The sequence below is a fragment of the Burkholderia sp. BCC1985 genome (assembly GCF_905339915.1).
GTDB lineage: Bacteria > Pseudomonadota > Gammaproteobacteria > Burkholderiales > Burkholderiaceae > Burkholderia.
The window spans coordinates 49,198-72,472 of record NZ_CAJPGY010000002.1; the positions used below are offsets into that span (position 1 = coordinate 49,198).

The 23,275-nt window shown below is 66.7% G+C and carries 21 protein-coding genes; 18 read left to right on the plus strand and 3 right to left on the minus strand.

The genetic code is table 11. The features are described 5' to 3' along the window. The 16 genes from U4Z31_RS02200 to U4Z31_RS02275 all read left to right on the plus strand — a co-directional run bounded on the left by U4Z31_RS02200 (nt 1) and on the right by U4Z31_RS02275 (nt 18,607). On the plus strand, nt 1-627 hold the full coding sequence (locus U4Z31_RS02200; RefSeq protein ID WP_321809320.1) for an SAM-dependent methyltransferase: 627 nt from the start codon (nt 1-3) through the stop codon (nt 625-627). A 95-nt stretch (nt 628-722) separates the two neighbouring features. Next, nucleotides 723-1,067 carry an FmdB family zinc ribbon protein gene (locus tag U4Z31_RS02205; RefSeq protein ID WP_044846833.1) on the plus strand — a complete coding sequence of 115 codons (345 nt, stop codon included), beginning with the start codon at nt 723-725 and terminating at the stop codon, nt 1,065-1,067. A gap of 61 nt (nt 1,068-1,128) precedes the next feature. Further along, a complete protein-coding gene (locus tag U4Z31_RS02210; protein ID WP_027785397.1) occupies nt 1,129-1,779 on the plus strand; it encodes a DUF502 domain-containing protein in 651 nt (216 codons plus the stop codon). A 67-nt stretch (nt 1,780-1,846) separates the two neighbouring features. Beyond that, complete coding sequence (gene aspS / locus U4Z31_RS02215) at nt 1,847-3,649, plus strand: aspartate--tRNA ligase (RefSeq protein WP_044846832.1); 1,803 nt, start codon at nt 1,847-1,849, stop codon at nt 3,647-3,649. A 155-nt stretch (nt 3,650-3,804) separates the two neighbouring features. Further along, nucleotides 3,805-4,299 carry a dihydroneopterin triphosphate diphosphatase gene (nudB, locus tag U4Z31_RS02220; protein WP_044846843.1) on the plus strand — a complete coding sequence of 165 codons (495 nt, stop codon included), beginning with the start codon at nt 3,805-3,807 and terminating at the stop codon, nt 4,297-4,299. After that, a complete protein-coding gene (gene clsB, locus U4Z31_RS02225) occupies nt 4,296-5,570 on the plus strand; it encodes a cardiolipin synthase ClsB (protein ID WP_321809321.1) in 1,275 nt (424 codons plus the stop codon). Before nudB ends, clsB begins: the two co-directional genes overlap by 4 nt. Nucleotides 5,571-5,769: 199 nt before the next feature. Further along, the gene (locus U4Z31_RS02230; RefSeq protein ID WP_006751498.1) at nt 5,770-6,369 is read left to right on the plus strand and encodes a TetR/AcrR family transcriptional regulator; all 600 of its coding nucleotides are present in this window, start codon (nt 5,770-5,772) and stop codon (nt 6,367-6,369) included. Nucleotides 6,370-6,426: 57 nt separating this feature from the next. After that, entirely contained in the window at nt 6,427-8,214 is a 1,788-nt protein-coding gene (locus U4Z31_RS02235) for an acyl-CoA dehydrogenase C-terminal domain-containing protein (RefSeq protein WP_044846830.1), read from the plus strand. A gap of 113 nt (nt 8,215-8,327) precedes the next feature. Next, a complete protein-coding gene (locus tag U4Z31_RS02240; RefSeq protein ID WP_321799350.1) occupies nt 8,328-10,763 on the plus strand; it encodes a 3-hydroxyacyl-CoA dehydrogenase/enoyl-CoA hydratase family protein in 2,436 nt (811 codons plus the stop codon). Between the two features lie 25 nt (nt 10,764-10,788). Then, the gene (locus U4Z31_RS02245) at nt 10,789-11,988 is read left to right on the plus strand and encodes an acetyl-CoA C-acyltransferase (RefSeq protein ID WP_044846828.1); all 1,200 of its coding nucleotides are present in this window, start codon (nt 10,789-10,791) and stop codon (nt 11,986-11,988) included. Nucleotides 11,989-12,078: 90 nt separating this feature from the next. After that, nucleotides 12,079-12,846 (plus strand): enoyl-CoA hydratase, encoded by a 768-nt coding sequence (locus U4Z31_RS02250; protein WP_044846827.1) that lies wholly within the window; start codon nt 12,079-12,081, stop codon nt 12,844-12,846. A gap of 639 nt (nt 12,847-13,485) precedes the next feature. Continuing rightward, entirely contained in the window at nt 13,486-14,376 is an 891-nt protein-coding gene (cyoA, locus tag U4Z31_RS02255; protein ID WP_321809322.1) for a ubiquinol oxidase subunit II, read from the plus strand. 3 nt (nt 14,377-14,379) lie between these two features. Continuing rightward, nucleotides 14,380-16,392, plus strand: a complete 2,013-nt coding sequence (gene cyoB, locus U4Z31_RS02260) for a cytochrome o ubiquinol oxidase subunit I (RefSeq protein ID WP_321809323.1) — start codon at nt 14,380-14,382, stop codon at nt 16,390-16,392. After that, the gene (gene cyoC / locus U4Z31_RS02265; protein WP_321809324.1) at nt 16,392-17,003 is read left to right on the plus strand and encodes a cytochrome o ubiquinol oxidase subunit III; all 612 of its coding nucleotides are present in this window, start codon (nt 16,392-16,394) and stop codon (nt 17,001-17,003) included. The genes cyoB and cyoC overlap by 1 nt, the downstream gene beginning before the upstream one ends. Next, nucleotides 17,004-17,336, plus strand: a complete 333-nt coding sequence (cyoD, locus tag U4Z31_RS02270) for a cytochrome o ubiquinol oxidase subunit IV (RefSeq protein WP_124488612.1) — start codon at nt 17,004-17,006, stop codon at nt 17,334-17,336. It abuts the gene before it with no gap. A gap of 95 nt (nt 17,337-17,431) precedes the next feature. Then, nucleotides 17,432-18,607 carry a fatty acid desaturase gene (locus tag U4Z31_RS02275; RefSeq protein WP_415750261.1) on the plus strand — a complete coding sequence of 392 codons (1,176 nt, stop codon included), beginning with the start codon at nt 17,432-17,434 and terminating at the stop codon, nt 18,605-18,607. Here U4Z31_RS02275 and fdhD read toward each other — a convergent pair. After that, the gene (fdhD, locus tag U4Z31_RS02280) at nt 18,592-19,422 is read right to left on the minus strand and encodes a formate dehydrogenase accessory sulfurtransferase FdhD (RefSeq protein WP_135801060.1); all 831 of its coding nucleotides are present in this window, start codon (nt 19,420-19,422) and stop codon (nt 18,592-18,594) included. The genes U4Z31_RS02275 and fdhD overlap by 16 nt on opposite strands. A 114-nt stretch (nt 19,423-19,536) precedes the next feature. Here fdhD and U4Z31_RS02285 point away from each other — a divergent pair, with 114 nt between their 5' ends. Beyond that, nucleotides 19,537-20,019, plus strand: coding sequence for a nitrate reductase associated protein (locus U4Z31_RS02285; protein ID WP_044846821.1), 483 nt, complete (start codon nt 19,537-19,539; stop codon nt 20,017-20,019). A gap of 40 nt (nt 20,020-20,059) precedes the next feature. Here the strand turns inward: U4Z31_RS02285 and U4Z31_RS02290 are convergent, their stop codons facing one another. Continuing rightward, nucleotides 20,060-20,455 carry an acyl-CoA thioesterase gene (locus U4Z31_RS02290; protein WP_027789162.1) on the minus strand — a complete coding sequence of 132 codons (396 nt, stop codon included), beginning with the start codon at nt 20,453-20,455 and terminating at the stop codon, nt 20,060-20,062. Between the two features lie 176 nt (nt 20,456-20,631). Between U4Z31_RS02290 and U4Z31_RS02295 the strand changes: the two genes are divergently transcribed. Next, nucleotides 20,632-22,503, plus strand: coding sequence for an ABC transporter ATP-binding protein/permease (locus U4Z31_RS02295; protein WP_321809326.1), 1,872 nt, complete (start codon nt 20,632-20,634; stop codon nt 22,501-22,503). 48 nt (nt 22,504-22,551) lie between these two features. Here the strand turns inward: U4Z31_RS02295 and murU are convergent, their stop codons facing one another. After that, nucleotides 22,552-23,274, minus strand: coding sequence for an N-acetylmuramate alpha-1-phosphate uridylyltransferase MurU (gene murU / locus U4Z31_RS02300; protein WP_321799331.1), 723 nt, complete (start codon nt 23,272-23,274; stop codon nt 22,552-22,554). Nucleotide 23,275: the final 1 nt, after the last annotated feature.

Consider the following 23,275-nt stretch of genomic DNA (forward strand, 5'->3'; position numbering starts at 1 on the left):
ATGTCCGAACCGAAACAACCGTCCGCGCCGAGCGCCGCCGATTTCGCGACGCGCGACCCCGGCAATGCCGCGTTCTGGGACGAGCGTTTCGCACGCGGCGTGACACCGTGGGAATTCGGCGGTGTGCCGGACGGGTTTCGCGCGTTTGCGCAGCGGCAGGAGCCGTGCGCGGTGCTGATCCCCGGCTGCGGCAGTGCGCAGGAAGCCGGCTGGCTCGCGCAGGCCGGCTGGCCCGTGCGCGCGATCGATTTCGCCGCGCAGGCGGTGGCGGCTGCGAAGGCGCAGCTCGGCGCGCACGCGGACGTCGTCGAGCAGGCCGATTTCTTCACGTACCGGCCGCCGTTCGACGTGCAGTGGGTGTACGAGCGCGCGTTCCTGTGCGCGCTGCCGCCGAGCCTGCGCGCCCGTTACGCGACGCGGATGGCCGAACTGCTGCCCGCCGGTGCGCTGCTGGCCGGGTATTTCTTCGTGACGAAGAAACCGAAGGGGCCGCCGTTCGGCGTCGAGCGCGCCGAACTCGATGCGCTGCTCGCGCCGCACTTCGAGCTGATCGAAGATCTGCCGGTGACCGATTCGCTGGCCGTGTTCGACGGAAACGAGCGCTGGCTCACATGGCGCCGTCGCTGAAGCCCGCACGTCGCGGCCATTGCCGGAGTGCGCCGGGGTTTCGGATATAATTCAAGGTTTTGCAAGCCGTTTCCAGTTTCTGCGGGAAAAATATCATGCCGATCTACGCCTATCGATGCGAAGCGTGCGGTTTCGCGAAGGACGTGCTCCAGAAGATGAGCGACGCGCCGCTGTCGCAGTGCCCCGAATGCGGGAAGGATGCTTTTCGCAAGCAGGTCACCGCCGCCGGCTTCCAGCTGAAGGGCTCCGGCTGGTATGTCACCGATTTCCGCGGTGGCTCGGGCGGCACCAGCGCGCCGGCGACGGCGTCCGGCGACACGGGCACGGCAGCACCGGCCGCCGCGGCGCCGGCGGCAGCCGCGCCCGCTGCGTCGGGTTCCGAAAGTACGACGACGAGCGCCGCGCCGGCCCCGGCCGCAGCGCCCGCCGCCGGCAGTTGACCGTCGCGGCCCGGCCGGGTCGCGACCAACCCGCGCTTCCGGCGCGGTTCATTGACGGCAGATGATGAAAAAGACGACCCTGAAAACGGTGTTTCTGACCGGCCTGCTGGTTCTCGTCCCGCTCGCGATCACGCTGTGGGTGCTCGGCCTCATCATCGGTACGATGGATCAGACGCTGCTGCTCCTGCCCGAATCGTGGCAGCCGGAGCGGATGCTCGGCTTCCATCTGCCGGGGATCGGCGCGGTGCTGACGCTCGCGTTCATCTTCGTCGTCGGGCTGGCCACGCAGAACTTCATCGGCCAGAAGCTCGTCACGTGGTGGAACGCGGTCGTGCGTCACATCCCGGTCGTCGGGCCGATCTACACGAGCGTCAAGCAGGTGTCGGACACGCTGCTGTCGAGCAGCGGCAATGCGTTCCGCAAGGCGCTCCTGATCGAATACCCGCGCCGCGGCTCGTATACGATCGCGTTTCTGACCGGCGCGCCCGGCGGCGACGTGGTCAACCATCTGACGGAAGAGTACGTGAGCGTGTACGTGCCCACGACGCCGAACCCGACGTCGGGCTTCTTCCTGATGCTGCCGAAGAGCGAAGTCATCGAACTCGACATGTCGGTCGATGCCGCGCTCAAGTACATCGTCTCGATGGGCGTCGTGGCGCCTTCGGCGCCGGCTCCGGCGCCCGCCCGCCGTCCCGTCGAGCCGCCGCTGTAAGTAAAGAATCATCGCCCGGGCCGCGCGTTGCGGCGCCCGTTGATCAAACCGAACGAAAGCAAACATCATGTCGATGCGTACTGAATACTGCGGTCTCGTGACCGAACACCTGCTGGGCCAAACCGTGTCGCTGTGCGGCTGGGTGCAGCGCCGCCGCGATCACGGCGGTGTGATCTTCATCGACCTGCGCGATCGTGAAGGCCTCGTGCAGGTGGTGTGCGACCCCGATCGCGCGGAAATGTTCGCGACCGCCGAAGGCGTGCGCAACGAGTTCTGCGTGCAGATCAAGGGTCTCGTGCGCAACCGTCCGGAAGGCACGGTCAACGCCGGCCTGAAGAGCGGCAAGATCGAAGTGCTGTGCCACGAGCTGATCGTGCTCAACGCGTCGGTCACGCCGCCGTTCCAGCTCGACGACGACAACCTGTCGGAAACGACGCGCCTCACGCACCGCGTGCTCGACCTGCGCCGTCCGCAGATGCAGCACAACCTGCGCCTGCGCTACCGTGTCGCGATCGAAGCGCGCAAGTACCTCGACGAGCAGGGCTTCATCGACATCGAAACGCCGATGCTGACGAAGAGCACGCCGGAAGGCGCGCGCGACTACCTCGTGCCGTCGCGCGTGAACGCGGGCCAGTTCTTCGCGCTGCCGCAGTCGCCGCAGCTGTTCAAGCAGCTGCTGATGGTCGCGAACTTCGACCGTTACTACCAGATCACCAAGTGCTTCCGCGACGAAGACCTCCGCGCCGATCGTCAGCCGGAATTCACGCAGATCGACTGCGAAACGTCGTTCCTCGGCGAGCAGGAAATCCGTGACCTGTTCGAAGACATGATCCGTCACATCTTCAAGACGACGATCGACGTCGAACTCGACGCGAAATTCCCGGTGATGCCGTACTCGGAAGCGATGGCGCGTTTCGGCTCGGACAAGCCGGACCTGCGCGTGCAGCTCGAATTCACCGAGCTGACCGACGCGATGAAGGACGTCGACTTCAAGGTGTTCAGCACGCCGGCCAACGCGAAGGACGGCCGTGTCGCGGCGCTGCGCGTTCCGAAGGGCGGCGAGCTGTCGCGCGGCGACATCGACGGCTACACGGAATTCGTGCGCATCTACGGCGCGAAGGGCCTCGCGTGGATCAAGGTCAACGAGAAGGCGAAGGGCCGCGACGGCCTGCAAAGCCCGATCGTCAAGAACCTGCACGACGCATCGATCGCGGCGATCCTCGAGCGCACCGGCGCTGAAGACGGCGACATCATCTTCTTCGCGGCCGACCGCGCGAAGGTCGTCAACGACAGCCTCGGCGCGCTGCGCCTGAAGATCGGCCATTCGGAATTCGGCAAGGCGAACGGTCTCGTCCAGGCCGGCTGGAAGCCGCTGTGGGTCGTCGACTTCCCGATGTTCGAATACGACGACGAAGACGCGCGCTACGTCGCGGCACACCACCCGTTCACCAGCCCGAAGGACGAGCACCTCGAGTACCTCGAGACCGACCCGGGCCGTTGCCTCGCGAAGGCCTACGACATGGTGCTGAACGGCTGGGAAATCGGCGGCGGCTCGGTGCGTATCCACCGCGAGGAAGTGCAGAGCAAGGTGTTCCGCGCGCTGAAGATCGGCGCGGAAGAAGCGCAACTGAAGTTCGGCTTCCTGCTCGACGCGCTGCAGTACGGCGCGCCGCCGCACGGCGGTATCGCGTTCGGTCTCGACCGCATCGTCACGATGATGGCCGGTGCCGACTCGATCCGCGACGTGATCGCGTTCCCGAAGACGCAGCGTGCGCAGGATCTGCTCACGCAGGCGCCGAGCCCGGTCGACGAGCGTCAGCTGCGCGAACTGCACATCCGTCTGCGTCAGCCGGAACAGCCGAAGGCGTAACGCTTGTCAACGATCGTGTGCGCGGCGACGCGCGCACGACGCCCAACGAAGAAGGCGCCTGGTGCGCCTTTTTCGTTTTTTGCGGTACAGTCGCAGCACTTGCCGCACGTTCGGGCACAGGCCCGGCGCACGGCCCTGTGCCGCATGAAACCAAGATGACGAAGCCGCCGAAAATTCCCGAATCCGTTCTCGTCGTGATCTACACGCCCGAACTCGACGTGCTGGTGATCAAGCGTGCCGACCAGCCCGATTTCTGGCAATCGGTGACCGGGTCGAAGGACGCGCCCGACGAGCCGCTCGCGCTCACGGCCGCACGCGAAGTCGCCGAGGAAACCGGCATCGCGGTCGGGTCGCACGACGTGCCGGCCACCGCGCTGGTCGACTGGCACCACCGGATCGAATACGCGATCTATCCGCAATACCTGCATCGCTATGCGCCGGGCGTCACGCGCAACGTCGAGCACTGGTTCGGCCTGTGCGTGCCGCATCGCGTCGACGTGACGCTGTCGCCGCGCGAGCACGTCGACTACGCGTGGCTGCCGTTCCGCGAAGCGGCCGCGCGCTGCTTCTCGCCGTCGAATGCCGAAGCGATCCTGCAATTGCCCGTGCGCGTGTCGCTCGCGCGGGCACCGCACGGCTCGTCCGCATGAATGCGGAAACCCGCAAGCGCTTCGCGCAATTGCGGCAGATGTTCCTGCAGGAGCGCGGCTCCGCGTCGCGGCTCGCGTTCACGGCCGGCAACACGGTACGGCTCTGCGAAACCGGCAACGAATTCTTCCTCGCGCTGATCGAACGGATCGATGCGGCGCGCGAGCAGGTGATGCTCGAAACCTACATCTTCTGCGACGATGCGGCCGGCCGCCCGGTGTCGGATGCGCTGATCCGCGCGGCGCAGCGCGGCGTGCGCGTGCGCGTGATCACCGACGGCATCGGCACCGCGCGCCTGCCGCTGTTCGACACGTGGGCCGACGCCGGCATCGAGCACTGCATCTACAACCGCTACCTGTTCGGCCGCTTCGGCTTCTCGCGCACGCACCGCAAGCTCGCGGTGATCGATCATGCGGTCGCGTTCTGCGGCGGCATCAACATCGTCGACGACTTCACGCAGGGCAGCGCGACGCTGCCGTTTCCGCGCTGGGATTTCGCGGTCGAGATGGCGGGGCCGGCGGTGTCGGACGTGCGCGCCGCGTTCGAGCTGCAGTGGCACCGGATCCAGTTCGGCCACAAGCCGTACGCGCAGTACGCGGCGGGGCTGCACGGCGGCGAGGCGTTTCCGGACATGTTCCGGCGCTGGATGCGCAGCCACCGCTGGATCAAGGCCGGTGCGCTGCGGGTCGTGACCGAGCCGAGCGTCGCGTTCGTCGCGCGCGACAACGTCGTCAACCGCCGCGCGATCGAGAAGGCGTATCTCGCCGCGATCGGCCAGGCGCGCCAGCGGATCCTGCTCGCGAATCCGTACTTCATGCCGGGCCGCAAGCTGCGCCGCGCGCTGACCGGCGCGGCACGTCGCGGCGTCGACGTGCGGATCCTGATCGGCCGCAAGGAATTCGCGGCGCTCGATACGGCCGTGCCGTTCCTGTATCACGCACTGCTGCGCGCGGGCGTGCGCGTGGCGGAATACGACAAGACGATGCTGCACGGCAAGGTGGCCGTGATCGACGACAACTGGGCGACCGTCGGCTCGTCGAACCTGGACGCGCTGAGCCTGATGCTGAACAATGAGGCGAACGTCGTGCTCGTGCGCTACGATGCGGTCACGAACCAGCTGCGCGACGCGATCGCGGCCGCCTTCTCCGAAGGCCGCGAAATCGATGCCGCCCGGTACGCCGCACGGCCGCGCATCGAGCGTATGCTGAACTGGCTCGCATACAACACGTACCGCCTCGTGATGAAGGCGCTGACGGTCGGCGGTTACGACTGACACGGATTCAGCATCCGCTTCATCAATCTGTCCGCACGTTCGTGCGGAAAAGCCGCTCCGGTCCTCCGGAATCGCGCAAAATAGCGGCTCGGTTAGACACCGGTTTCTAATAATTTCCTTGTTTTCGCGAGCGGCCGCACTCAATAATAGTACGGCCGTTCGATTTTATTCGAACCCCCGAACGGTTACAGAAATAGCTATGCGAAAAGGCGAACAGACGCGTGCCGCGATACTCGAAGCTGCTTTGGACCTCGCCAGCCGTGACGGGCTGGAGGGGCTGACGATCGGCCTGCTGGCCGAGCGCATGCAGATGAGCAAGAGCGGTGTGTTCGCGCACTTCGGATCGCGCGAGGACCTGCAGGTCGAGGTCGTCCGCGAGTATCACCATCGTTTCGAGAACGAGGTGTTCTTTCCGAGCCTGCGCGAGCCGCGAGGCTTGCCGCGCCTTCGGGCGATGCTGGCCCGCTGGACGGAGAAGCGCATCCAGGAGGTGACGACCGGATGCATCTACATCAGCGGTGCGGTCGAGTACGACGACCGGCCTGACAGCCCGGTGCGCGAGCAGTTGATCGCGAGCGTGACGGCCTGGCGTGCCGCGATGCTGCGTGCCATTTCGCAGGCGAAGGAAGAAGGCCATCTGCGTGCGGATACCGATCCGGACCTGATGCTCTTCGAGTTGTACAGCTTCACGCTCGGCCTGCATCACGACGCACGATTCCTGCATTCGCCGGATGCCGTGCGCCTCACGTGGGCCGCGCTGGAAAAGACGATCGTTTCGTATCAGAGCGAGAGCCGTTAGCGGCGCGTGATCCGCCCGCCAGGAGCTCGAGCCGTTTGCCCACCTTTGGAGAGAGTCATGGGACAGTACGCCGCGCCGCTGCGCGACATGCAATTCGTGTTGCACGAGCTTCTGAATGTCGAGGCCGAGGTCAAGCAAATGCCGCGGCATGCGGACCTCGACGCCGACACGATCAACCAGGTCCTCGAGGAGGCGGGCAAGTTCTGCTCCGAGGTACTGTTCCCGCTGAACCAGGTCGGCGACCGCGAAGGCTGCACGTATGAAGGCGACGGCGTCGTGAAGACCCCGACCGGCTTCAAGGAAGCGTATCGGCAGTACGTCGAGGCCGGCTGGCCGGCGCTCGGCTGCGATCCGGACTACGGCGGCCAGGGCCTGCCCGCGTTCGTGAACAACGCGCTCTACGAAATGCTGAACTCGGCGAACCAGGCATGGACGATGTATCCGGGCCTGTCGCACGGCGCGTACGAATGCCTGCACGCGCACGGCGCGCCGGAGCTCCAGAAACAGTATCTGCCGAAGCTCGTGTCGGGTGAATGGACGGGCACGATGTGCCTGACCGAGCCGCACTGCGGCACCGACCTCGGCATCCTGCGCACCAAGGCCGAACCGAACGGCGACGGCTCGTACTCGATCAGCGGCACGAAGATCTTCATCTCGAGCGGCGAGCACGACATGTCGAAGAACATCGTCCACCTCGTGCTCGCGCGCCTGCCGGACGCGCCGCAAGGCACGAAGGGGATCTCGCTGTTCATCGTGCCGAAGTTCATTCCGGACGCCGCGGGCGAGCCGGGCGAGCGCAACGGCATCAAGTGCGGCTCGATCGAACACAAGATGGGCATCCACGGCAACTCGACGTGCGTGATGAACCTCGACAACGCGAAGGGCTGGATGGTCGGCGAGCCGAACAAGGGCTTGAACGCGATGTTCGTGATGATGAACGCCGCGCGTCTGGGCGTCGGCATGCAGGGCCTGGGCCTCACGGAGGTCGCGTACCAGAACTCGCTGACGTACGCGAAGGAACGCCTGCAGATGCGCTCGCTGACGGGCCCGAAGGCACCGGACAAGCCGGCCGATCCGATCATCGTGCACCCGGACGTGCGCCGCATGCTGCTCACGCAGAAGGCCTACGCGGAAGGCGCGCGCGCGTTCACGTACTGGTCCGCGCTGCAGATCGACAAGGAGCTGTCGCACGGTGACGAAGCGGTGCGCAAGGAAGCGGCCGACCTCGTCGCGCTGCTCACGCCGATCATCAAGGCGTTCCTGACCGACAACGCGTTCGAGTCGACCAACCACGCGATGCAGATCTACGGCGGCCACGGCTTCATCTCCGAGTGGGGCATGGAGCAGTACGTGCGCGACGCGCGGATCAACATGATCTACGAAGGCACGAACTCGATCCAGTCGCTCGACCTGCTGGGCCGCAAGGTGCTCGGCGACATGGGCGCGAAGCTGAAGAAGTTCGGCAAGCTCGTCACTGAATTCGCGGAAGCCGAAGGCGTGAAGCCGGAGATGGCCGAGTTCATCAACCCGCTCGCCGACATCGGCGACAAGGTGCAGAAGCTGACGATGGAAATCGGCATGAAGGCGATGCAGAACCCGGACGAAGTCGGCGCCGCCGCCGTGCCGTACCTGCGCACCGTCGGCCACCTGGTGTTCTCGTACTTCTGGGCGCGCATGGCGCGTCTCGCGCTCGACAAGGAAGCGTCGGGCGACCCGTTCTACAAGTCGAAGCTCGCGACGGCCCGCTTCTATTTCGCGCGTCTGCTGCCCGAAACGGCCGCGACGATCCGCGCCGCGCGCGCCGGTTCGAAGACGCTGATGGAAGTCGACGAATCGCTGTTCTGACGCGAGTCCGGGCGGTGCGCGCCGCGCGCCGCCCGAACCCAACGGTTCCTGGTACTCACTTCGCCGTGCAGCCTCCAACCTCCGCGCTGCACGACACTATCCGGAGACATCCCGTGAGCAATTTCCTGATTCGCAAGGTCGCCGTGCTGGGCGCCGGCGTGATGGGCGCGCAGATCGCCGCGCACCTCGTCAACGCGCGCGTGCCGGTGCTGCTGTTCGACCTGCCGGCCAAGGAAGGCCCGAAAAACGCGATCGCGCTGAAGGCGATCGAGAACCTGAAGAAGCTGTCGCCCGCGCCGTTCGGCGTGAAGGACGACGCGAAATACCTCGAAGCCGCGAACTACGAGGATGACATCGCGAAGCTCGCCGAGTGCGACGTCGTGATCGAAGCGATCGCCGAGCGGATGGACTGGAAGCACGACCTGTACAAGAAGGTCGCGCCGCACATCGCGCCGAACGCGATCTTCGCGACCAACACGTCGGGCCTGTCGATCACCAAGCTGTCGGAAGGTTTTTCGGACGAGCTGAAGTCGCGCTTCTGCGGCGTGCACTTCTTCAACCCGCCGCGCTACATGCACCTCGTCGAGCTGATCCCGACCGCGCATACGCGTCCGGAGATCCTCGACCAGCTCGAAACCTTCCTGACGAGCATCGTCGGCAAGGGCGTCGTGCGCGCGAAGGACACGCCGAACTTCATCGCGAACCGCGTCGGCATCTTCTCGATCCTCGCGGTGATCACCGAGGCCGCGAAGTTCGGCCTGCGTTTCGACGAAGTCGACGACCTGACGGGCAGCCGCCTCGGCCGCGCGAAGTCGGCGACGTTCCGCACCGCGGACGTGGTCGGCCTCGACACGATGGCGCACGTGATCAAGACGATGCAGGACAACCTCGCCGACGATCCGTTCTTCCCGGTCTACCAGACGCCCGCCGTGCTCGCCGAACTGGTGAAGCAGGGCGCGCTCGGCCAGAAGACGGGCGGCGGCTTCTACAAGAAGGAAGGCAAGGCGATCAAGGTGCTCGACGCGAAGACGGGCACCTACGTGGATTCGGGCGCGAAGGCGGACGAAACCGTCGGCCGCATCCTGAAGCGCCCGCCGGCGGAACGCCTGAAGCTGCTGCGCGAGACGGACCATCCGCATGCGCAGTTCCTGTGGTCGATCTTCCGCGACGTGTTCCACTACATCGGCGTGCATCTCGAGTCGATCGCCGACAACGCGCGCGACGTCGACCTCGCGATCCGCTGGGGCTTCGGCTGGAACGAAGGCCCGTTCGAAGGCTGGCAGGCCGCCGGCTGGAAGCAGGTCGCCGAGTGGGTGCAGGAAGACATCGCGGCCGGCAAGGCGCTCGCAAACGTGCCGCTGCCGTCGTGGGTCCTCGAAGGCGCGGTTGCAGAGAAGGGCGGCGTGCACACGGCCGAAGGCTCGTGGGCGCCGGCGTCGAAGCGCTTCGTGCCGCGCTCGGACCTGGCCGTCTACGGCAAGCAGGTGTTCCGCGCGCCGCTCGTCGGCGAAGCCGGCGCCGATCCGAAGACGTACGGCAAGACGCTGTTCGAAACCGACACGGTGCGCGCATGGGTCGATGATCGTGCCGGTGAAGACGACGTCGTGATCGTGTCGTTCAAGTCGAAGATGAACACGATCGGACCGAGCGTGATCGACGGCCTCGTGCAGGCGATCGAACTCGCGGAGAAGGACTACAAGGGCGTGGTGATCTGGCAGCCGACGTCGCTGAAGCTCGGCACGCCGGGCGGCCCGTTCTCGGCCGGCGCGAACCTCGAAGAGGCGATGCCCGCGTTCATGATGGGCGGCGCGAAGGGCATCGAGCCGTTCGTGAAGAAGTTCCAGGAAGGCATGCTGCGCGTGAAGTACGCGAACGTGCCGGTCGTCGCGGCCGTATCGGGCATCGCGCTCGGCGGCGGCTGCGAGCTGATGCTGCACAGCGCGAAGCGCGTCGTGCACGTCGAGAGCTACATCGGTCTCGTCGAAGTGGGCGTCGGCCTCGTGCCGGCGGGCGGCGGCCTGAAGGAAGCGGCGCTGCGTGCGGCGGAGGCGGCCACGGCCGCGAACGCGACCACCGACATCCTGAAGTTCGTCACGAAGTCGTTCGAGAACGCGGCGATGGCGAAGGTGTCGTCGTCGGCGCACGATGCGCGTGCGATGGGCTACCTGAAGCCGTCCGACACGATCGTCTTCAACGTGTTCGAACTGCTCGACACCGCGAAGAAGGAAGCGCGTGCGCTGGCCGCCGTCGGCTACCGCGCGCCGCTGCGCGCGAAGGACGTGCCGGTCGCAGGCCGCTCGGCGATCGCGACGATCAAGGCATCGCTCGTCAACATGCGTGACGGCCGCTTCATCAGCGACCACGACTACCTGATCGCGAGCCGCATCGCCGAAGCCGTGTGCGGCGGCGACGTCGAAGCCGGCAGCCTCGTCGACGAAGAATGGCTGCTCGCGCTCGAGCGCCGCGCGTTCGTCGAGCTGCTCGGCACGCAGAAGACGCAGGAACGGATCATGGGCATGTTGCAGACCGGCAAGCCGGTGCGTAACTGAGCGAGCAGACGACAAGGAGTCTGAAATGAGCAAACAACTGCAAGACGCATACATCGTCGCCGCCAGCCGCACCCCGATCGGCAAGGCCCCGCGCGGTGTCTTCAAGAACACGCGCCCCGACGAGCTGCTGGTTCACGCGATCAAGTCGGCAGTCGCGCAGGTGCCCGGCCTCGACACGAAAGTGATCGAGGACGCGATCATCGGCTGCGCGATCCCGGAAGCCGAGCAGGGCCTGAACGTCGCCCGCATGGGCGCGCTGCTCGCCGGCCTGCCGCAGACGGTCGGCGGCGTGACGGTCAACCGCTTCTGCGCGTCGGGCATCACGGCGCTGGCGATGGCGGCGGACCGCATCCGCGTCGGCGAATCGGACGCGATCTTCGCGGGTGGCTGCGAATCGATGAGCATGGTGCCGATGATGGGCAACAAGCCGTCGATGTCGCCGCACATCTTCGATCGCAGCGAAGACTTCGGCATTGCGTACGGGATGGGCCTGACCGCCGAGCGCGTCGCCGAGCAGTGGAAGGTGAGCCGCGAAGACCAGGACGCGTTCTCGGTCGAATCGCACCGCAAGGCGCTCGCCGCTCAGCAGGCCGGCGAGTTCGGCGACGAAATCGCCGCGTACACGATCACCGAGCGTTTCCCGAACCTCGCGACGGGCGAAATCGACGTGAAGACGCGCGAGATCAAGCTCGACGAAGGTCCGCGCGCGGATACGACGCTCGAAGGCCTCGCGAAGCTGCGCACGGTGTTCGCGAACAAGGGCTCGGTCACGGCCGGCAACAGCTCGCAGACGTCGGACGGCGCGGGCGCGCTGCTGGTCGTGTCGGAGAAGGTGCTCAAGGAATTCAACCTGACGCCGCTCGCGCGCTTCGTGAGCTTCGCGGTGCGCGGCGTGCCGCCGGAAATCATGGGCATCGGGCCGAAGGAAGCGATTCCGGCCGCGCTGAAGGCTGCCGGCCTGAAGCAGGACGATCTCGACTGGATCGAGCTGAACGAGGCATTCGCCGCGCAGTCGCTGGCGGTGATCCGCGATCTCGGCCTCGACCCGTCGAAGGTCAACCCGGTCGGCGGCGCGATCGCGCTCGGCCACCCGCTCGGCGCGACCGGCGCGATCCGCGCGGCGACCGTCGTGCACGGCCTGCGCCGCCGCAACCTGAAGTACGGGATGGTCACGATGTGCGTCGGCACCGGCATGGGTGCGGCGGGCATCATCGAACGCCTGTAAGCGGAGCGGGACAGTAGCGATCACGGTGCGCGAGCCACGAGCTTGCGCACCGTTTTTCATTCCGGAAGAGGAAAGTCAAAGGAGACGGTTGTGGCCGAAATTCAAGTGGAACGCGCCGACGGCGTGCTGACGATCACGATCGCGCGCCCGGCGAAGAAGAACGCGCTGACGGCGGCGATGTACCAGACGATGGCCGATGCGCTCGCCGACGCGCAGGAAGACAAGGCGATCCGCGTGATCCTGCTGCGCGGCAGCGACGGCAACTTCAGCGCGGGGAACGATCTCGAGGATTTCCTGAAGACGCCGCCGAAGGACGAGAACGCTTCGGTATTCCAGTTCCTCGCGCGGATCAGCGGCGCGACCAAGCCGATCGTGGCCGCGGTGCCGGGCGTCGCGGTCGGCGTCGGCGTGACGATGCTGCTGCACTGCGATCTCGTCTACGCGGCCGACACCGCGACGTTCTCGCTGCCGTTCGCGCAGCTCGGGCTGTGCCCGGAAGCCGCATCGAGCGTGCTGCTGCCGCGGCTGGCCGGCCATCAGGTCGCCGCTGAAAAGCTGCTGCTCGGCGAAGCGTTCGACGCGCTGGAAGCGCATCGCATCGGCATCGTCAATCGCGTGCTGCCGGCCGCCGAACTCGACGCATTCGCGGCGAAGCAGGCCGCGAAGCTCGCGGCACTGCCGGCGTCGTCGCTGCGCGTGACGAAGGCGCTGCTGAAGGAGACGGGCGGGGTGGCCGTGGCCGCGCGGATGAGCGAGGAAGCCGGCCATTTCTCCGCGATGCTGCGCGCGCCGGAAGCGCGCGAGGCGATGACGGCGTTCTTCGAGAAGCGCAAGCCGGATTTCCGTCAGTTCGACTGATACGGGGCGCAGGGGCGCTTCGTCGCGCCGGACGCCTTGGCCGTCCGGTGCGGCAACGCTTGCGTCCGCGCGCTGCTCGTCGCCCGTCGCTCGTCGCGTGGCGTGCGTTTGGCCCTCGTGGCCGACGCATCAATCGGCGGGTCGGCTCGATTCTGAATTGCCATGCGTTCGCGTGGTGTTCCGCGTTCCCCGCATCCGCCGCCGAGACAGCCGCGCAATTCGCGCAGGCGCTCCTCATGTTGCGGCGCAGCGCCGTCCCGCTTTCCGGCCCGTTAGTGCCTGCTATCCGCGACGCCTGAGCGAAGGCCCGGTGGCCGTTTTGCCGCAGGCCAGCCCCAGCCTCAGCCTCAGCCTCAGCCTCAGCCTCAGCCTCAGCCTCAGCCTGGCCCAGCCCAGCCCAGCCTAGCCTAGCCTAGCCTAGCCCAGCCTAGCCTAGCCTAGCCCAGCCTAGCCCAGCCTAGCCCCAGCGCCCACCCCCTCAGGGCAGTTCCGACTCACCTCGGCAAACCTTGTCCCCCGTCAAGTTGCACTGCGGCAATTTTCCGTACAGTTCGCGCACAGGTCGCCGCGGCCGGATGCGTCGCGCGATGGCGGCGTGCGGCCAGCGGTTCTTCTCAACGACAATCAGGCGAACGAACAATGATCGGACGAATCACCGGCGGGGCGCGTGCGGCACCCGTCATCGGGCTGCTGGCTGGACTCGCCGGATGCAGCGACCTTCACGTGCTCGATCCAAAGGGCGCGGTGGGCGTCGCGGAAAAATCGCTGATCGCGACAGCGACGTGGGCAATGCTGATCGTCGTCATTCCGGTGATTCTGCTCACGCTGTGGTTCGCATGGCGCTACCGCGCATCGAACCGCAACGCCGCCTACGCGCCGGACTGGTCGCACTCGACCGCGATCGAGGTCGTGATCTGGACGGTGCCGACGCTGATCATCCTGTTCCTCGGCGTGCTCACGTGGCGGACGACGCACGAGCTCGACCCGTACAAGCCGATCGAATCGTCGGTCAAGCCGATCAATGTCGAGGTCGTCGCGCTCGACTGGAAGTGGCTGTTTATCTATCCGGAACTCGGCATCGCGTCGGTGAACCAGCTCGCGATTCCGGTCGGCACGCCGGTGAATTTCCGCATCACGTCCGACTCGGTGATGAACTCGTTCTTCATCCCGCAGCTTGGCAGCCAGGTCTATGCGATGGCCGGCATGCAGACGCGCCTGCACCTGATCGCCGACGAGGCGGGCGACTACGCAGGCGTGTCCGCCAACTACAGCGGCCGCGGCTTCTCCGACATGAAGTTCCGCACGCTCGCCGAGCCGCGCGAGCAGTTCGACGCGTGGGTGCGGAAGGTGAAGGCGTCGTCCGACCGGCTCGACATGACCGCGTACGGCACGGTCGCGCAGCCGGGCGAGAAGGCGCCCGTGCGCTATTTCTCGTCGGTCGACCCGAAGCTGTTCCACAACATCATCGCGAAATACAACAACGGCCACGTCCTCGACCCGAAGGACGCCGCCTGCACGACGAAGGGGTAACGCATGTTCGGAAAACTGACTCTTTCGGCGATCCCGTTCGATCAGCCCATCATCATGGGGGCGAGCGCCTTCATGGGGCTCGTCGTGCTGGGCATCGTCGCCGCGCTGACGGTCGCGGGCAGGTGGAAATGGCTGTGGAGCGAATGGCTGACGTCCGTCGATCACAAGAAGATCGGCGTGATGTACCTGGTCGTCGCGGTGCTGATGCTGCTGCGCGGCTTCGCGGACGCCGTGATGATGCGCCTGCAGCTCGCGCTCGCGTACAACGGCCCCGGCTACCTGCCGCCGCATCACTACGACCAGGTCTTCACCGCGCACGGCGTGATCATGATCTTCTTCATGGCGATGGCGCTGCTGGTCGCGTTCTTCAACCTGATCGTGCCGCTGCAGATCGGCGCGCGCGACGTCGCGTTTCCGTTCCTGAACTCGCTCTCCTTCTGGATGACGGCGGTCGCCGCGATCCTGATGAACGTTTCGCTCGTGATCGGCGAATTCGCGCAGACGGGCTGGCTCGCGTATCCGCCGCTGTCGGAGCTGCAGTTCAGCCCGGGCGTCGGGGTCGACTACTACCTGTGGGCGCTGCAGATCTCGGGCGTCGGGACGCTGATCACGTCGATCAACTTCTTCGTGACGATCATCAAGATGCGCGCGCCGGGCATGACGCTGATGAAGATGCCGGTGTTCACGTGGACCGCGCTCTGCTCGAACGTGCTGATCATGGCGACGTTCCCGATCCTGACCGTCGCGCTCGCGCTGCTCGGCCTCGATCGCTACCTCGACATGCATTTCTTCACCAACGAAGCCGGCGGCAACGCGATGCTGTACCTGAACCTGATCTGGGCGTGGGGGCATCCGGAGGTATACATCCTTGTGCTGCCCGCGTTCGGCATCTATTCGGAAGTCATCGCGACGTTCGCGAAGAAGCCGCTGTTCGGCTACCGGACGATGGTCTATGCATCGTGCGTGATCATGGTGCTCGCGTTCCTCGTGTGGCTGCATCACTTCTTCACGATGGGCTCGGGGGCCGACGTCAACGCGTTTTTCGGGATCATGACGATGGTCATCGCGATCCCGACCGGCGTGAAGATCTTCAACTGGCTGTTCACGATGTATCGCGGCCGCATCGAATTCACGGCGCCGGTGCTGTGGACGATCGGTTTCATGGTCACGTTCACGCTCGGTGGGATGACCGGCGTGATGATGGCGATTCCGGGCGCGGATTTCGTGCTGCACAACAGCCTGTTCCTGATCGCGCACTTCCACAACGCGATCATCGGCGGCGTCGTGTTCGGCTACTTCGCGGGCGTTCACTACTGGTTCCCGAAGGTGTTCGGCTTCCGGCTCGACGAGAAGTTCGGCAAGCGCGCGTTCTGGTGCTGGTTCCTCGGCTTCTACGCGTCGTTCGTGCCGCTGTACGTGCTCGGCTTCATGGGCATGACGCGCCGCCTGAACCACTACGACAACCCGGCATGGCATCCGTGGCTGGTGGCCGCCGCGTGCGGCGTCGCGCTGATCGCGATCGGCGTGCTGTGCCAGGTCGCATCGGTGTGGGTCGGCTGGCGCAATCGCAACCAGCCGCAGTATCGCGACGCGACGGGCGACCCGTGGAACGGCCGCACGCTCGAATGGGCGACGTCGTCGCCGCCCGCCGTCTACAACTTCGCGGTGCTCCCGAACGTGCACGAACTCGACGAACTCGCTTATCGCAAGGCGAAGGGCCTCGGGCTCGGCCTCGGCAAGAACGTCAGGTACGAAGACATCCACATGCCGTCGAACACGAGCGCGGGCTTCTTCGTCGGCATCTTCAGCCTGCTGCTCGGCTTCGCGCTCGTCTGGCACATCTGGTGGCTCGCGATCGCCGCGCTCGTCGGCATCGTCGCGACGGTGGTGCTGTACAGCGCACAGGACAACGACGGCTATTACATTCCGGCGGATACCGTCCGCAAGATCGAGGAACAACGCGCGGGCGTGCGGATCGGCACGCCGGCGCCGGAAGTCGAACTGGAGACGAACTGATGTCGTATCAATCTCTCGCGGGCGCCGCCCGTCATCCGGGCGCGCACCACCATCCGCCGTCGCATTCGGTATTCGGCTTCTGGCTGTACCTGATGACCGACTGCGTGATCTTCGCGTCGCTGTTCGCGACGTTCGCGGTGCTCGGCAACCAGTTCGCCGGCGGTCCGACCGCGAAGGACCTGTTCGACATTCCGGGTGTCGCGCTCGAGACGGCGGCGCTGCTGCTGTCGAGCATCACGTACGGGTTCGCGATGCTCGGCGCGCAGCGCCGCCGGCGCGGCACGGTGTTCGTGTGGCTCGCGGTGACGTTCGTGCTGGGCGCCGCGTTCCTCGCGATGGAGCTGCGGGAGTTCTCGCACCTGATCGCGGAGGGCGCGGGTCCGCAGCGCAGCGCATTCCTGTCGGCGTTCTTCGCGCTCGTCGGCACGCACGGGCTGCACGTGGCGGTCGGCCTCTTGTGGATGGTCGTGCTCGTCGTGCAGATCGCCCGCGGCCCCGGCATGACGGAGCGCGACTTCCGGCGCCTCACCTGCCTGAGCCTCTTCTGGCACTTCCTCGACATCGTCTGGATCTGCGTGTTCTCCTTCGTCTATCTCGCGAGCGTGATCTAAATGGCCCATTCGGAACTCATCCACCACGATGACGCGCACGGCACGGCCGGCGGCTATCTCGTCGGTTTCGTGCTGTCGGTGCTGCTGACGGCCGCGTCGTTCGGCCTCGTGATGGGCGGCATGCTGGCGCCGAAGGCGGCGATCATCGCGCTCGCGGGGCTCGCATTCGTGCAGATCGTCGTGCATCTCGTCTGCTTCCTGCACATGAACGCGTCGTCCAGCCAGCGCTGGAACGTGATGGCGTTCAGCTATACGGTGCTGACCGCGCTGATCCTGATCGTCGGGACGCTGTGGGTGATGCACAACGTCAGCATGAACATGATGTCGCGATAACCGGCCCGGGGCGCGGTCCGTCCCGTCCCGCTGCGCCGTGCGTGCCGCACGGCTCCTTTTCTTTCGGGCGTGCGAATCGCATGCCTTTCTGCATCATGGTCAACAACGATTCCCAGACACCGGTTCGCGCCGACGAGCCGATCCCGCACCGCAAGGTCATCCGCGCATGGCTCGTGCCGTTCGCCACGCGCGAGATCGTGCGCCCGATCCTGCTGCTCGTGCTCGACTACCTGTTGCTGTTCGCGGCGTTCGCCGGCGCGCTGCTGATTCCGTCGACGGTCGGCAAGATCGCCTGCGGGATGGCCGCCGGGTTCATCACCGGACGACTGTTCATCATCGGGCACGACGCGTGCCATCAGAGCCTGACGCCCGACCGCCGGCTGAACCGCTGGCTCGGCCGCATCGCCTTCCTGCCGTCGCTGACGCCTTACAGCCTGTGGGAAGTCGGGCACAACGTCGTGCATCACGGCTATACGAACCTGAAGGGCTTCGATTTCGTGTGGGCGCCGCATACGCCGGCGGAATTCGCCGCGCTGTCGCTGGCGCGGCGGTGGCTGGATCGCGTCTACCGGAGCGGATGGGCGCCGGGCCTCTACTATCTCGTCGAGATCTGGTGGCTGCGGATGTATTTCCCGACCCGGGGCTATATCGGTGCGTCGCGGCCGGTGTTCCGGCGCGACTGCCTGCTGGTGACGGGCTTCGCGGCCGTGTGGATCGCCGCCGTCGTCGGGGTGGCGATCGAGACGCAGCAATCCGTCGCGCTGCTGCTCGCGACCGGCGTGCTCGTGCCGTTCCTGTTCTGGTGCTCGATGATCGGCTTCGTCGTGTATGTCCACCATACCGACCCGCGCATCGCATGGCACGCGAACCGCGCCGAATGGTCGAATGCCGCACCGTTCGTGTCGACCACGCTGCACCTGACGTTTCCGTTCGGTATCGGCGGCCTGCTGCACCACATCATGGAGCACACGGCGCATCACGTCGACATGAGCGTGCCGCTGTATCGGCTCAAGCCGGCGCAGGCGAAGCTCGAGGACATGCTGCCCGGGCGGATCGTCGTGCAGCGCTTCGGCTGGCGCTGGTACTTCGACACGGCCCGCCGCTGCAAGCTCTACGACACCGACCGCAAGCTCTGGACGGACTATCGCGGAAACGTGACGAGCGAGGCGGCACCCGAGGTGCGCGCGCCGGCCGCAGCGGGCGCGCGGCAGGGGGCGGTTCCCGAAGCCGCGGGCAACGCGCCCGCCGCGACCGCTCAGGCGGTGCCGTAATCGACGTGGCCGGTTTCGCGGCAGAAGCTGACGAGCCGCAGGCCGGCCGCCTTCGCGATCTCGATCGCGAGCGACGACGGCGCGGAGATCGTCGCGACCATCGGAATGCCGACCCGCGCCGACTTGCGCACGAGCTCGTAGCTCGCGCGGCTCGACAGGAACACGAAACCGTCGGTCGCGTCGGCGCGTGCCAGCACGAGCGCGCCGATCAGCTTGTCGAGCGCGTTGTGGCGGCCGACGTCCTCGAACGCCATCCGGATCGCGCCTGTTGCGTCGCACCACGCGGCCGCATGCAGGCCGCCGGTGAGCTGCGTGAGCGCCTGGTGCGCCGGCAGCCCATGGGCCGCGCGCGCGAGCGCGTCGGGCGCGAGGCGCGCGAGAAAACCGGTGTCGGGTACGCGTTCGGGCGCGAGGTCGAGCAGGTCGATGCTTTCGATGCCGCACACGCCGCAGCCGGTACGTCCCGCGAGCGCGCGGCGCCGGTCCTTCAGCGCGGCGAACGCCTGCTGGACGACTTCCAGATGCACCTCCGCGTGCGGCAGCGGCGCGTCGGCGTGCAGGATCACGTCGATGTCCTTGATGTCGCTGCCGCGCTCGACGATCCCTTCCGAGATCGCGAAGCCGACCGCGAACGCCTCGAGGTCGCGCGGCGTGCACATCATCACCGCGTGCGAGATGCCGTTGAAGACCAGCGCGACCGGCCATTCCTGGCCGACGTAGTCGTGCGCGGTTTCGACGGCGCCGCCGCGCGTGCGGCGCACGGACAGCTCGATCGCGCCGCGCGGCTCTTCTGTTTCGGTCGGATTCACGAGCACTCCCGTTGATTCGAGGCAGGGGCGGCGGCGATCGGGTCCGCCGCTCGCGCGCAGAGGTTCTAAAATACCTCAGGCAGGCCGGCCGCGCCGGCATCCGCCACTCAGGTAACGACCATGGGACTCAGCGACGCTCCGCTGCTATTCAATTTCGAACACGATTCGTCGGAAAACCTCACGTACATCCCGATGATCGTGCGTTTCAATCTCGACCGTTTCGGTCTGCGGATTTCGCTGGAGCAGTGGCAACTGCTGCCGCTCGAGGACCGCAAGCTGCTCGCGCGCTTTCCGGCCGACGACGACACCGCGATCGAGCCCAATTTCGATCACGCGCTGTTCGAAATGCTGCGCACGCATGCCGACCTCGAACCGTCGTGGTTTCAGCCGGACGAGCAGCCGAGCTGGCGCGCGACCGACTCGGTGCCGGACGCGCTCGTGCAGCAGAGCGCGCTGGCCGGGCTGCCGGCGCCCGCGCTCGCGCAGTGGCAGCGGCTCGCGCCGTTCCAGCGCTACGTGCTGGTGAAGCTGTCGCGCAAGCCGAAGCTCAATCACGACTTCGTGCCCGCGATGCGGGAGTTCGGGCTGACGGCCACGCACTGACGGGCCGCATGCGGCGCCGCCGCGCGGCGCGCATGCGTCGTTACAGCGGCGGCAGCTGGCGCGGCTTGCGGTCGGGGCCGGTCGCGACGTAGGTGAGCGTCGCTTCGGTGACCTTCACGATTTCGCCCATCAGGCGCATGCGCTGCGCGTAGACCTCGACGTCGACCGTGATCGACGTGTTGCCGGTGCGCATGATGGTCGCGTAGAAGCTCAGCAGGTCGCCGACGAACACCGGCTGCTTGAATACGAACGAATTGACCGCGACCGTCGCGACGCGGCCGTTCGCGCGCTGGCTCGCGGGGATCGAGCCGGCGATGTCGACCTGCGACATGATCCAGCCGCCGAACACGTCGCCGTGGACGTTCGCGTCGTGCGGTTGCGGGACGACGCGCAGCGCGGGCTGCTTTTGCGGGAGTTCGAGGGTCGAATCGGTCATGGCGGGGGGCTTTCATCCTGTAATAAATGCGCCGCCGCGCGCAGGCCGGCCGGCGAGGGCGCCGGCAGCGGCGCGTAGCGGCTTCTGCGACAATACAACGTTCGCAAATTGTACGAGAAAGCGGGCGAGTCGGCCGCCGTGGCACGCGTCCGGCACCGCCGCCGATCCTGATCCCCATGCGCCGATATTCCGCTTCCGGCGAGCCCGCGCCGGCTCCGACCGGGCCCCGCAACGACTGGCAGACCATCCGGTCGCTGCTGCCGTACCTGGCCACCTACAAATGGCGCGTCGCGCTCGCGCTCGGCTGCCTGATCGGCGCGAAGGTCGCGAACCTCGGCGTGCCGGTCGTGATGAAGCGCATCGTCGATCACCTGTCCGCCGTGCAGCAGCTCACCGCGCTCGGCCGTGCGGAGCAGTCGGCCGGCATCGTGCTCGCGGGCGGCGTCGGTTTGCTGGTGGTCGCCTATGCGCTCGTGCGGCTGTCGACGTCGCTGTTCACCGAGCTGCGCGAGATCCTGTTCTCGAAGGTCACCGAGAGCGCGGTGCGCCAGCTCGCGCTGCAGGTGTTCCGGCATCTGCACGGGCTGTCGCTGCGCTTCCATCTCGAACGCCAGACGGGCGGCATGTCGCGCGACATCGAGCGCGGCACGCGCGGCATCCAGCAACTGATTTCCTATTCGCTGTACAGCATCCTGCCGACGCTCGTCGAGGTCGGGCTCGTGCTCGGCTTCTTCGTGGTCAAGTACGAGGCGTACTACGCGTACGTGACGTTCGCGGCGCTGGTCACGTACATCGTGTTCACCGTGAAGGTCACCAACTGGCGCACGCACTTTCGCCGCACGATGAACGAGCTCGATTCGCGCGCGAACTCGCGGGCGATCGATTCGCTGATCAACTACGAGACGGTGAAGTACTTCGGCAACGAGGAGTGGGAGGCGCGGCGCTACGACGAGAACCTGAAGCGTTATCGCAAGGCGGCGATCCGTTCGCAGAACTCGCTGTCGGTGCTGAACTTCGGCCAGCAGGCGATCATCGGCACCGGGCTCGTGTTCATCCTGTGGCGCGCGACGCAGGGCGTGCTGGCCGGCAAGCTGACGCTCGGCGATCTCGTGCTGATCAACACGTTCATGCTGCAGCTCTACATTCCGCTGAATTTTCTCGGCGTCGTGTATCGCGAGCTGAAGCAGAGCCTCACCGACATGGACCGGATGTTCGGGTTGCTGTCGGCGGCGAAGGAAGTCGCGGATGCGCCCGACGCGCGGCCGCTTGCGGTGGCCGGCGCGCAGGTGCGCTTCGAGCACGTGAACTTCTCGTACGAAGCGTCGCGGCAGATCCTGCACGACGTGACGTTTACGATCGACGCGGGCACGACGACCGCGGTGGTCGGCCACAGCGGGTCCGGCAAGTCGACGCTGTCGCGGCTGCTGTTCCGCTTCTACGATCTCGACCGGCAGGCGGGCGGCGCGATCCGGATCGACGGCCAGGACATTCGCGACGTCACGCAGGACTCGCTGCGCGCGTCGATCGGGATCGTGCCGCAGGACACCGTGCTGTTCAACGACTCGATCTACTACAACATCGCGTACGGCCGGCCGACCGCGAGCCGCGACGAAGTGATCGCGGCCGCGCGCGCCGCGCACATCCACGACTTCATCGAGACCTTGCCGAAGGGCTATGACACGCCGGTCGGCGAGCGCGGGCTGAAACTGTCGGGCGGCGAGAAGCAGCGCGTCGCGATCGCGCGCACGCTGCTGAAGGATCCGCCGGTGTTGCTGTTCGACGAGGCGACGTCGGCGCTCGATTCGCGCTCGGAGCGCGCGATCCAGCACGAGCTCGACCAGATCGCGCGGCATCGCACGACGCTCGTGATCGCGCACCGGCTGTCGACGGTCGTGCACGCGCAGCAGATTCTCGTGATGGACCACGGGCGGATCGTCGAGCGCGGCACGCACGACGAACTCGTGCGCGCGGACGGGTTGTATGCGCAGATGTGGGCGCTGCAGCAGCAGCGCGCGGCGGCGGGCGGGGAAGCGGCCGAGGCCGCGTGAGCGTGGCTGCCGCGCCGGGTGGCCCGGGCGCGGTCAGCCGCGAAACGATCAGCCCGCGGCGGCGCGCAGCCGCGCGTCGAGTTCGCCGAGCTGGGCGGGCGTGCCGACGTTCTCCCAGATTCCTTCATACAATTCGCCGCTCGCGCGGCCGGCCTCGATGGTCGCCTTGAAGTAGGGCGTGAGCGGCCGGTGCGTGCCGGGCACGATGTCGCGGAACATCCGCGTGTCGTACACGCCGATGCTGCCGAACGTGACGCGCGGGGCGCCGGCGAGCGCCAGCCGGCCGTCGTCGCGGAGCACGAAATCGCCGTCCGGATGGAACGGCGGGTTCGGCACCATCACGAGATGCATCGCGGGCGCGTCGAGCGCGGCCATCTGCGCGGCGCGCGGCGCGAGCGTCCGGTAGTCGAACGCACAGTACACGTCGCCCGCGACCGCCGCGAACACCGTCGGCCGGCCATCGCGCTCGATGAGCGGCAGCGCCTGCGCGATCCCGCCGGCGGTTTCCAGCGCGTCGCCTTCGGCCGAGTACGCGAGCCGCACGCCCCAGCGCGAACCGTCGCCGAGCGTTGCCTCGAGCTGTTCGCCGAGCCACGCGTGGTTGATCACGATCGTCTCGATGCCCGCACGCGCGAGCGCCTCGATCTGCCAGACGATCAGCGGCTTGCCGCCGGCTTCGAGCAGCGGTTTCGGGCGGGTATCGGTCAGCGGGCGCATCCGGTCGCCGCGCCCGGCGGCGAAGATCATCGCCGTGGTCAGGGTAGAGCTCATG

Excerpts from the sequence above, each read along its gene's own strand:
- U4Z31_RS02200 (WP_321809320.1), top strand. The coding sequence starts at position 1 with ATGTCCGAACCGAAACAACCGTCCGCGCCGAGCGCCGCCGATTTCGCG.
- U4Z31_RS02205 (WP_044846833.1), top strand. The coding sequence starts at position 723 with ATGCCGATCTACGCCTATCGATGCGAAGCGTGCGGTTTCGCGAAGGAC.
- U4Z31_RS02210 (WP_027785397.1), top strand. The coding sequence starts at position 1,129 with ATGATGAAAAAGACGACCCTGAAAACGGTGTTTCTGACCGGCCTGCTG.
- aspS (WP_044846832.1), top strand. The coding sequence starts at position 1,847 with ATGTCGATGCGTACTGAATACTGCGGTCTCGTGACCGAACACCTGCTG.
- nudB (WP_044846843.1), top strand. The coding sequence starts at position 3,805 with ATGACGAAGCCGCCGAAAATTCCCGAATCCGTTCTCGTCGTGATCTAC.
- clsB (WP_321809321.1), top strand. The coding sequence starts at position 4,296 with ATGAATGCGGAAACCCGCAAGCGCTTCGCGCAATTGCGGCAGATGTTC.
- U4Z31_RS02230 (WP_006751498.1), top strand. The coding sequence starts at position 5,770 with ATGCGAAAAGGCGAACAGACGCGTGCCGCGATACTCGAAGCTGCTTTG.
- U4Z31_RS02235 (WP_044846830.1), top strand. The coding sequence starts at position 6,427 with ATGGGACAGTACGCCGCGCCGCTGCGCGACATGCAATTCGTGTTGCAC.
- U4Z31_RS02245 (WP_044846828.1), top strand. The coding sequence starts at position 10,789 with ATGAGCAAACAACTGCAAGACGCATACATCGTCGCCGCCAGCCGCACC.
- cyoA (WP_321809322.1), top strand. The coding sequence starts at position 13,486 with ATGATCGGACGAATCACCGGCGGGGCGCGTGCGGCACCCGTCATCGGG.
- cyoB (WP_321809323.1), top strand. The coding sequence starts at position 14,380 with ATGTTCGGAAAACTGACTCTTTCGGCGATCCCGTTCGATCAGCCCATC.
- cyoC (WP_321809324.1), top strand. The coding sequence starts at position 16,392 with ATGTCGTATCAATCTCTCGCGGGCGCCGCCCGTCATCCGGGCGCGCAC.
- cyoD (WP_124488612.1), top strand. The coding sequence starts at position 17,004 with ATGGCCCATTCGGAACTCATCCACCACGATGACGCGCACGGCACGGCC.
- U4Z31_RS02275 (WP_415750261.1), top strand. The coding sequence starts at position 17,432 with ATGGTCAACAACGATTCCCAGACACCGGTTCGCGCCGACGAGCCGATC.
- U4Z31_RS02285 (WP_044846821.1), top strand. The coding sequence starts at position 19,537 with ATGGGACTCAGCGACGCTCCGCTGCTATTCAATTTCGAACACGATTCG.
- U4Z31_RS02290 (WP_027789162.1), bottom strand. The coding sequence starts at position 20,455 with ATGACCGATTCGACCCTCGAACTCCCGCAAAAGCAGCCCGCGCTGCGC.
- U4Z31_RS02295 (WP_321809326.1), top strand. The coding sequence starts at position 20,632 with ATGCGCCGATATTCCGCTTCCGGCGAGCCCGCGCCGGCTCCGACCGGG.
- murU (WP_321799331.1), bottom strand. The coding sequence starts at position 23,274 with ATGAGCTCTACCCTGACCACGGCGATGATCTTCGCCGCCGGGCGCGGC.